Below are 9,341 nucleotides of genomic sequence, written 5' to 3' on the forward strand. Positions count from 1 at the left end.
GCGCCAGTGGTGCGCCGGCGACCCGCGAGCACCCAGTGGAGGACCGACATGGCGGACCTGAACCGCCGTCAGATCATGAAGCTCGGCGCGGGAGCCGCGCTGACGCAGGCGGGGTGGACGGCCACCGGGACCTCCTCGGCGGCGCCCGCGCAGGTGCGGGCGGCGAACGACCTCGCGCTCTGGTACGACCGCCCCGCCGGCAGCGACTGGCTGCGCGCGCTGCCGGTGGGCAACGGACGGCTCGGCGCGATGGTGTTCGGCAACACCGACACCGAACGCCTGCAGCTCAACGAGGACACGGTCTGGGCGGGCGGCCCGCACGACTACAGCAACCCGCGGGGCGCCGGATCGCTGGCGCAGATCCGGCAGCTCGTGTTCGCGAACCAGTGGACGCAGGCGCAGTCGCTGATCGACCAGACGATGCTGGGCAGCCCGGCCGGTCAGCTCGCCTACCAGCCGGTGGGCGACCTGCGGCTGGTGCTGCCGTCCGGCACCGCGAGCGGGTACCAGCGCACGCTCGACCTCACGACGGCGACGACCGCGGTCGGGTACGTGGTGAACGGCGTGCGCCACCGGCGGGAGGTGTTCGCCAGCGCGCCCGACCAGGTCCTCGTCCTGCGCCTGACCGCGGAGACACCGGGCTCGGTCTCGTTCACCGCCTCGTTCGGCTCGCCCCAGCGCACGACGACGTCCAGCCCGGACGCCACGACGATCGCGCTGGACGGGATCTCCGGCACCCAGCGCGGCATCACCGGCACCGTGCGGTTCCTGGCGCTGGCGAGGGCGGTGGCCACCGGCGGCACCGTCACGAGCTCGTCCGGCACGCTGCGGGTGAGCGGCGCCGACTCGGTGACCGTGCTGATCTCGATCGGCAGCAGCTATGTCGACTACCGCACGGTCAACGGCGACTACCAGGGCATCGCCCGCAGCCGCCTGAGCGCCGCGCAGGGCCTCTCCTTCGACACCCTGCGCTCGCGGCACGTCGCGGACTACCAGGCGTTGTTCGGGCGGGTGACGCTCGACGTCGGGCGCACCTCGGCGGCCGACCAGCCGACCGACGTCCGGATCTCGCGGCACGCGAGCACCTCCGACCCGCAGTTCGCCGCGCTGCTCTTCCAGTACGGCCGCTACCTGCTGATCTCGTCGTCGCGGCCCGGCACGCAACCGGCGAACCTGCAGGGCATCTGGAACGACCAGATGGCGCCGTCGTGGGACTCGAAGTACACGATCAACGCCAACCTGCCGATGAACTACTGGCCCGCGGACACCACCAACCTCGGCGAGTGCCTGCACCCGGTGTTCCGGATGGTCGGCGACCTCACGGTCACCGGCGCGCGCACCGCCCAGGTGCAGTACGGCGCGCGGGGCTGGGTCACCCACCACAACACCGACGCCTGGCGCGGTTCCTCGGTCGTCGACTTCGCGGCGGCGGGCATGTGGCAGACCGGCGGGGCGTGGCTGTCCACGCTGATCTGGGACCACTACCGGTTCACCGGCGACACCGACTTCCTGCGCGCGAACTACCCGGCGCTCAAGGGGTGCGCGCAGTTCTTCCTCGACACCCTCGTCACCGAGCCCGCGCTCGGCCACCTCGTCACCAACCCGTCGAACTCGCCGGAGCTCAACCACCACTCCAACGCCTCGGTGTGCGCCGGGCCGACGATGGACATGCAGATCCTGCGCGACCTGTTCGACGGCTGCGCGAGCGCGTCCGAGGTGCTGGGCGTCGACACCGACTTCCGCGCGCAGGTGCGGTCGGCGCGCCAGCGGCTGGCCCCGACCAAGGTCGGGTCGCGCGGCAACGTCGTGGAGTGGCTCTACGACTGGGTGGAGACCGAACCTAACCACCGGCACGTCTCGCACCTGTACGGCCTGCACCCGAGCAACCAGATCACCAAGCGCGGCACGCCCGCGCTGCACACCGCCGCGCGCCGCACCCTGGAGCTGCGCGGCGACGCCGGCACCGGGTGGTCGCTCGCGTGGAAGATCAACTACTGGGCGCGGCTCGAGGAGGGCTCGCGGGCCCACGACCTGCTGCGGTCGCTGGTGACGACGGACCGCCTCGCGCCCAACATGTTCGACCTGCACCCGCCGTTCCAGATCGACGGCAACTTCGGTGCGACCTCCGGCATCGCGGAAATGCTGCTGCACAGCCACAACGGCGAGCTGCACGTGCTCCCGGCCCTGCCACCGGCCTGGCCCGCGGGCAGTGTCACCGGCCTGCGCGGGCGCGGCGGGTACACGGTCGGCGCGACCTGGGCGGCCGACGGCGCGATCACGCTGTCGGTCACCGCGGACCGCACCGGCACGGTCCGGGTCCGCAACCGGATCTTCACGGGCACGTTCGAGCTGCGCGACACGACGACCGGAGCCGTGGTCCAGACCGGGAAACCGGAGGCCGACGTCGCGGAGTTCACCGTCCAGGGCGGGCACACCTACCGCGCGACCGGCCAGGGCGCGGGTTCCGGGGTGCAGCCGGGGGTGTTCTACCGGCTCGTGGTGCGGCACAGCGGGAAGTACGCCGACATCAGCGGGGTGTCCACGGCGCCCGGCGCGCTGCTGCAGCAGTGGTCCCCGACCGGCGGGCTCAACCAGCAGTTCGACTTCGTCGACTCCGGCGGCGGCTACTTCCGCGTCCGGGCCCGGCACAGCGGCCTGGTGCTCCAGGCCGCGAGCACGGCCACCGGTGCCGACGTGACCCAGCAGACCGACACCGGTGCGACGTCGCAGCAGTGGCGCGTCACCGACCACGGCGGCGGGGTGATCAGCCTGGTCAACCGGTTGAGCGGCCTCGCGCTCGACGTGTGGGAGGCCTCGGCCGCCGACGGCGCCCGGATCTCCCTGTGGACTCCCAGCGGGGCCGAGAACCAGCGGTTCCAGCTCCAACCAGCCTGACGAACCGGAGGAACGACGATGTTCCAGCAGCACAGGTGGTTCCGGCGCAGGGTCGTGGTCGCGCTGGCGGCGGCGAGCGCCGTCGTGTTCCTCGGCGCGGCGGGCATAGCCGCCGGCGGCACGGCACCGGGCCAGGCGGGCGCGCTGGCGGGCACCGCGGGGTGCGGCAAGGCACCGGCGCTCACGAGCGGCCAGCACACCATCGCGAGCGGCGGCCAGAACCGCACCTACATCCTGCGCGTCCCCCCGAACTACGACAGCAACCGCCAGTACCGGCTGTTCGTCGGCCTGCACTGGCGCGGCGGCACCGCGAACGACGTCGACTCCGGTGGCACCGACGGCTACAACTGGTCCTACTACGGCCTGCGCAAGCTCTCCGACGCCGCGAACAACGGCACGATCTTCGTGGCACCGCAGGGCAACGGCAACGGCTGGGCCAACCCCGGCGGGCAGGACCTGACGTTCATCGACGACCTGGTCCGGTTGCTGGACACCAGCCTGTGCGTCGACACGGCGCAGCGCTACGCCGGTGGCTTCAGCTACGGCGGCGGCATGTCCTACGCGCTCGCCTGCGCCCGCGCCAAGGTCTTCCGCGCGGTCGTCGTCTACTCCGGCGCCGAGCTCAGCGGGTGCAGCGGCGGCAGCGACCCGATCGCCTACCTCGGCATCCACGGCGTCAGCGACAACGTCCTGGGCATCGGTCTCGGCCGCGGGCTGCGCGACCGGTTCGTCCGCAACAACGGGTGCACCGCGCAGAGCCCCCGCGAGCCGGCCGCCGGCAGCCGGACGCACATCGTCACGGCCTACAGCGGCTGCCGCGCCGGCTACCCGGTGGTGTGGGCCGCGTTCGACGGCGGGCACACCCCTGGCCCGATCGACTCGGGCGGTGACGGCTGGCGCACCTGGACCTCCGGCGAGGCGTGGAAGTTCATCACGCAGTTCGGCGGCGGCACCGGCCCGACGTCCACCACCACGAACCCGCCGGGTGGCGCGACCTGCCGGGTCGGTGCCGTGAACAACGCCTGGAACACCGGTCTGACGTCGAGCATCACCATCACGAACACCGGTGCCGCGGCGATCAGCGGCTGGTCGCTCGCCTTCACGCTGCCCGGCGGCCAGGCCATCACCTCCGGCTGGGGTGCCACCTACTCCCCCGCCTCCGGTGCGGTGACGGCCAGGAACGTCTCCTACAACGCCGACATCGCGCCGAACGCGTCCATCACGGTCGGTTTCCAGGCGAACCACACCGGGGACGCCTCCGCACCGGCCTCGTTCGCCCTCAACGGCACGACGTGCGCCGCCGCCTGAGCACGGAGGAGAAACCCATGCGACGCAACACCATCCAACGACGGGCGTGGTCGCTGGTCGCGGCGGCCGCGCTGGTCCTGACCGGCGCCGTCGCGGCACCGGCACAGGCCTCGGCGCAGCCCGCGGCGCTCGCGGGCACCGCCGGGTGCGGCAAGGCGCCCACCCTGCGCAGCGGCGACCAGACCATCCAGAGCAGCGGCAAGAACCGCTCGTTCATCCTCAGCATCCCCGACGGCTACGACAGCTCCCGCCAGTACCGGCTGGTCTTCGGCCTGCACTGGCTCGGCGGCACGGCGGGCCAGGTGGCGGGCGGCGGCAGCGACGGCGACGTCTACGCCTACTACGGCCTGCGCCGGCTGGCGAACAACTCGACGATCTTCGTCGCGCCCCAGGGCCTCAACAACGGCTGGGGCAACTCCGGCGGCGAGGACATCCGGTTCGTCGACGACATGCTCGCCCGCATCGAGAACGACCTGTGCGTGGACACGACGCAGCGCTTCTCGCTCGGTTTCAGCTACGGCGGCGCGATGAGCATCTCGCTCGCCTGCTCCCGCCCGGCGGTGTTCCGCGCCATCGCCGCGATCGCCTCGCCCGGCGAGATCAGCGGGTGCGCCGGCGGCACGGCCCCCGTCGCGTTCATGGGCATCCACGGCATCGGCGACAACATCGGGTCGGGCCGCGGCCAGCGCGACCGCTGGGTCCGCAACAACGGCTGCACGGCGCAGAACCCGCCGGAGCCCGCGCGGGGCAGCAACACCCACATCACCACCGCCTACGCGGGCTGCCGCAGCGGCTACCCGGTGGTGTGGGCGCCGTTCGACGGCGGCCACCAGCAGGGTCCGGTGGACGGGTGCGCCGGGTGCGAGAGCGGCGCCCGCAGCTGGGTGAAGACCGAGGTGTGGAAATTCTTCACCGGCGACACGACGCCGAGCCCTGCCTCGTTCCGGCTGCGCGGCGAGTCCTCCGGCCGCTGCCTCGACGTGAACGGGGCGGCCACGGCCAACGGCACCCAGCTCATCACCTGGGACTGCCACTCGAACGCCAACCAGCAGTTCACCCAGAACGGCCCGGCGCTCCAGGTCTCCGGCAAGTGCCTCGACGTGCCCACCGGCGCGGTGTCCGGCGCCAGGGTGCAGATCTGGGACTGCCACGGCGGCGCCAACCAGAGCTGGACCGTCGACGGCACCATCACGAACGCCCAGACGGGCCTGTGCCTCACCGCGGGCGGCACGGGCAACGGCGCGGCCGTGACCGTGGCGACCTGCCGGGGCAGCGCCGACCAGCGCTGGACGAAGGCCTGACGCCTGGTCGATGCTCGGAGAGTGCCCCCGCCACCGCCCCCTGCCGACGGCGAAAGGCCAGGAGAAGACGTGTCACACGCACCAGAGGACCAGCCCGCCCACCCGGTACGCCGCCGCACCCTGCTCGGCGGCGGCCTGGCGGCGTTCGCCGCACCCGCCCTGACCGGCCCGGCCGGCGCGGCGGCCGAGACCCCGACGCCGGCGCCCGACGGGGTCTCCGCCGCGGCGTGGCCCGACCCGCCCAACGGCTACCCCGAGTGGAACAACAACATCGGGATCTTCCAGGTCAACTCCCAGCCCGCGCACGCGACGCTCATGCCGTACGCGGACCTCACACAGGCGCTGGCGGCGGACCGCTCCACCTCGCCGTACCGGCTCGACCTGACCGGGACGTGGAAGTTCAAGCACGTCACCAAGCCCGCCGACCGCGACCTGAACTTCTGGCGGACCGACGTCGACGACAGCGGCTGGGCGAGCCTGCCGGTGCCCGCCAACTGGCAGCTGCACGGCTACGACAACCCGATCTACGTCAACATCACCTACCCGTGGTGGGGCGGCAACGGCCAGAACGAGAACGCCCAGCCGCCGTTCGCCCCGCAACGCGTCAACGCCGTCGGCCAGTACCGCCGGACGTTCACGCTGCCGTCCACCTGGCAGGGCCGCCGGGTCCACATCCACTTCGAGGGCGTCAAGGCCGGGTTCTACCTCTGGGTCAACGGCACGAAGGTCGGCTACCGGGAGGGCTCCTACACGCCCTCGGAGTTCGACATCACCGACCACGTGCGCGCCGGGTCGAACCTGCTCGCCGTCGAGGTGTTCCGCTACCCCGACGGCGACTGGCTCGAGGACCAGGACATGATCCGGCTGTCCGGGATCTTCCGGCCGGTCTTCCTGTACTCGCTGCCGCCCGTGCACCTGCGCGACTTCACGATCACCACGCCGCTGCGCGACAACTACACCAACGCCGACCTCGGCGTGGCCGTGGTCGTGCGCAACACCGGCGGCCAGCAGACGGGCGCGTTCACGGTCGAGACCCAGCTCTACGACCGCAACCGGCAAGCGGTGTGGACCGAACCGCTGCGCACGACCGTGAACGCGCCCTCGTCCGGCCAGGAGGTGACCGGCCGCGGCTCGAAGGCGGTGCAGGGACCCGCGCTCTGGTCCGCCGAGAAACCGAACCTCTACACGGCGGTGCTCACGCTCAGGGACGCGGCGGGCGCGGTCGTCCAGACGGTCTCGGCCAGGGTCGGCTTCCGCGAGTTCGCGCTCAGGGACGGCCTGATGCGGATCAACGGCAAGCCGGTGTCGTTGCGCGGCACCAACCGGCACGAGATGCACCCCGACCGCGGCGCGGCGCTGACCCGCGACGACATGGTCCGCGACATCACCGTGATGAAGCAGCTCAACATCAACTCGGTCCGCACGTCGCACTACCCGAACAACACGCTGTGGTACGACCTGGCCGACGAGTACGGGCTGTACGTGCTCGACGAGACGAACCTCGAGACCCACGGCATCCGGGACAACTACCCCGCCTCGCGGTCGGACTGGACCTCGAACGTGCTCGACCGGGCCGCGCAGATGGTGCACCGGGACAAGAACCACCCGTCGGTGATCATGTGGTCGCTCGGCAACGAGGCGGGCGGCGGCAGCAACTTCGTCGCGATGCGCGACTGGATCCGCGCGGCCGACCCGACGCGGGTCATCCAGTACGAGGGCGACAACCGGCCGCAGGTCAGCGACATCCGGTCCGCGATGTACGAGAGCCCCGCCGGGGTGCAGAACCGCGCGCGGAACACGTCCGACACCCGGCCGTACGTGATGATCGAGTACACCCACAGCATGGGCAACTCGACCGGCAACCTCAAGGAGTACTGGGACATCATCCGCGCCAACCCGGTCCTGCAGGGCGGCTGGATCTGGGACTTCGTCGACCAGGCGCTCACCTGGAAGACCGCGTCCGGGGTCAGCTTCCAGGCCTACGGCGGCGACTGGGGCGACAACCCGAACGACGGCGCCTTCAGCGGTGACGGCATCGTCACGACCGACCGGCGGATCAGCGGCAAGGCCGTCGAGGTCAAGCAGGTCTACCAGGCGATCGTCGTGAGCTCCGGCGGCTCCTTCGACACCGTCCGGATCACCAACGAGCACCTCTTCACCAACGTGAACGAGTTCGTCGCCGACTGGTCGCTGGTCGCCGACGGCACGGTCGTCCAAAGTGGACAGCTCACCTCCGCGCAGGCCGACGTCGCGCCGTTGTCCACCAAGACCGTGCAGCTGCCCGTGCAGCGGCCGGCGAACCCCGCGCCCGGTGCGGAGCACTTCCTGCAGCTGTCGTTCAAGCTGCGGGCGGCGACGCCCTGGGCCGCCGCCGGGTTCGAGGTGGCCAAGCAGCAGCTGCCGGTCGACCTGGGCAGCCCGCCGGTCGTGCCCGTCCCGGTCACGTCCGTGCCGGCGCTGAGCGCCACCGACTCCGGGGACCGCATCACCGTCACCGGGCAGGGCTTCACCGTGACCGTGGCGAAGTCGACGGGGGTGATCACCTCCTACGAGGCGATGGGCATGCGGCTGCTCACCTCGGGCCCCGTGCCGAACTTCTGGCGGGCGCCGACCGACAACGACGTCGGCAACGGCCACCCGAACCGCAACGGCACGTGGCGCTACGCCGGGACGAACCGGACCGTGAGCCGGGTGGTGCTGGACCGGCCATCCGACCGCGAGGCGCGGATCACCGTCAGCGGCACCCTGCCGACCAGCACCACCTCGACGTTCACCATGATCTACACCGTCTACGGCAACGGCGAGATCAAGGTCGACAACACCCTGCACCCCGGGTCGTCGAGCCTGCCCTACATCCCCGAGGTCGGCACGATGCTGTTCCTGCCGGGCGAGCTCTCCCGGCTGCGCTTCTACGGCCGCGGCCCGCACGAGAACCAGTGGGACCGCAAGACCGGTTCCGACGTTGGCGTGTACTCCTCGACCGTGGCCGAGCAGTGGACCGGGTACCTGCGGCCGCAGGAGAACGGCAACAAGACCGACGTTCGGTGGGTCGCCCTGGTCGACGGCAACGGCCGCGGCCTGCTCGCGTGCGGCGACCAGCCGATCGAGGTGAACGCGTCCCACTTCACGCCGGAGGACCTCTCGAAGGGCGTCCGGCACGACTACCAGCTGACCCGGCGGCAGGACGTAGTGCTGCGGCTGAACCTGCGGCAGACCGGTGTGGGCGGCAACGACAGCTGGGGCGCGCAGCCGCTCGACACCTACAAGCTGTTCCCCAACCGGGACTACAGCTTCACCTACCGGCTCAAGCCGCTGCCCGACCTCGGCCAGGCGCTCGCGCTGTCGCGCGCACCGGTCGGCAGCGCGGGCGGCGGCACCGGGCCGGTGCAGACCGGTGTGGACTACCGGCTCGTCGCCCAGCACAGCGGCAAGCTGGCCGACATCACCGGCGCGTCCACCGCGGCGGGCGCCACCGCGGTCCAGTGGAGCGCCACGGGCGGGCTGAACCAGGTGTTCGACTTCCTCGACTCCGGCGGCGGCTACTACCGCATCCGCGCGCGGCACAGCGGTCTCGTGCTCCAGGCCTCGAGCAGCGGTGCGGACATCACGCAGCAGGCCGACACCGGCTCGGCCGCGCAGCAGTGGCAGGTGGTCGACCACGGGCTCGGCGTGGTGGGCCTGGTCCACCGGCAGAGCGGTCTCGCCCTGGACGTCTGGGAGCAGTCCACCGCGGACGGTGCCCGGCTCTCCCTGTGGGCGGCCGGGTCCGGGCTCAACCAGCGGTTCGCACTGCAACGCCTGTGAGATGAGGCGGCGAGGACGCCCGCACGTGCGGGC

Annotated in this window: 4 protein-coding genes; all 4 read left to right on the plus strand. The window is 71.8% G+C overall.

All coding sequences use genetic code 11. The features are described 5' to 3' along the window. Positions 1–48: 48 nt before the first annotated feature. A complete protein-coding gene (locus ACFWGZ_RS35885; protein WP_382456039.1) occupies positions 49–2,895 on the plus strand; it encodes a glycoside hydrolase N-terminal domain-containing protein in 2,847 nt (948 codons plus the stop codon). 18 nt (positions 2,896–2,913) lie between these two features. Further along, entirely contained in the window at positions 2,914–4,203 is a 1,290-nt protein-coding gene (locus ACFWGZ_RS35890; protein ID WP_382456040.1) for a cellulose binding domain-containing protein, read from the plus strand. A 17-nt stretch (positions 4,204–4,220) separates the two neighbouring features. Beyond that, positions 4,221–5,504, plus strand: a complete 1,284-nt coding sequence (locus ACFWGZ_RS35895) for a ricin-type beta-trefoil lectin domain protein (RefSeq protein WP_382456041.1) — start codon at positions 4,221–4,223, stop codon at positions 5,502–5,504. Positions 5,505–5,573: 69 nt separating this feature from the next. Next, on the plus strand, positions 5,574–9,308 hold the full coding sequence (locus ACFWGZ_RS35900) for a glycoside hydrolase family 2 TIM barrel-domain containing protein (RefSeq protein ID WP_382456042.1): 3,735 nt from the start codon (positions 5,574–5,576) through the stop codon (positions 9,306–9,308). The last annotated feature ends 33 nt before the right edge of the window (positions 9,309–9,341 follow it).

This window comes from Lentzea sp. NPDC060358 (genome assembly GCF_042725365.1).
Lineage (GTDB): Bacteria > Actinomycetota > Actinomycetes > Mycobacteriales > Pseudonocardiaceae > Lentzea.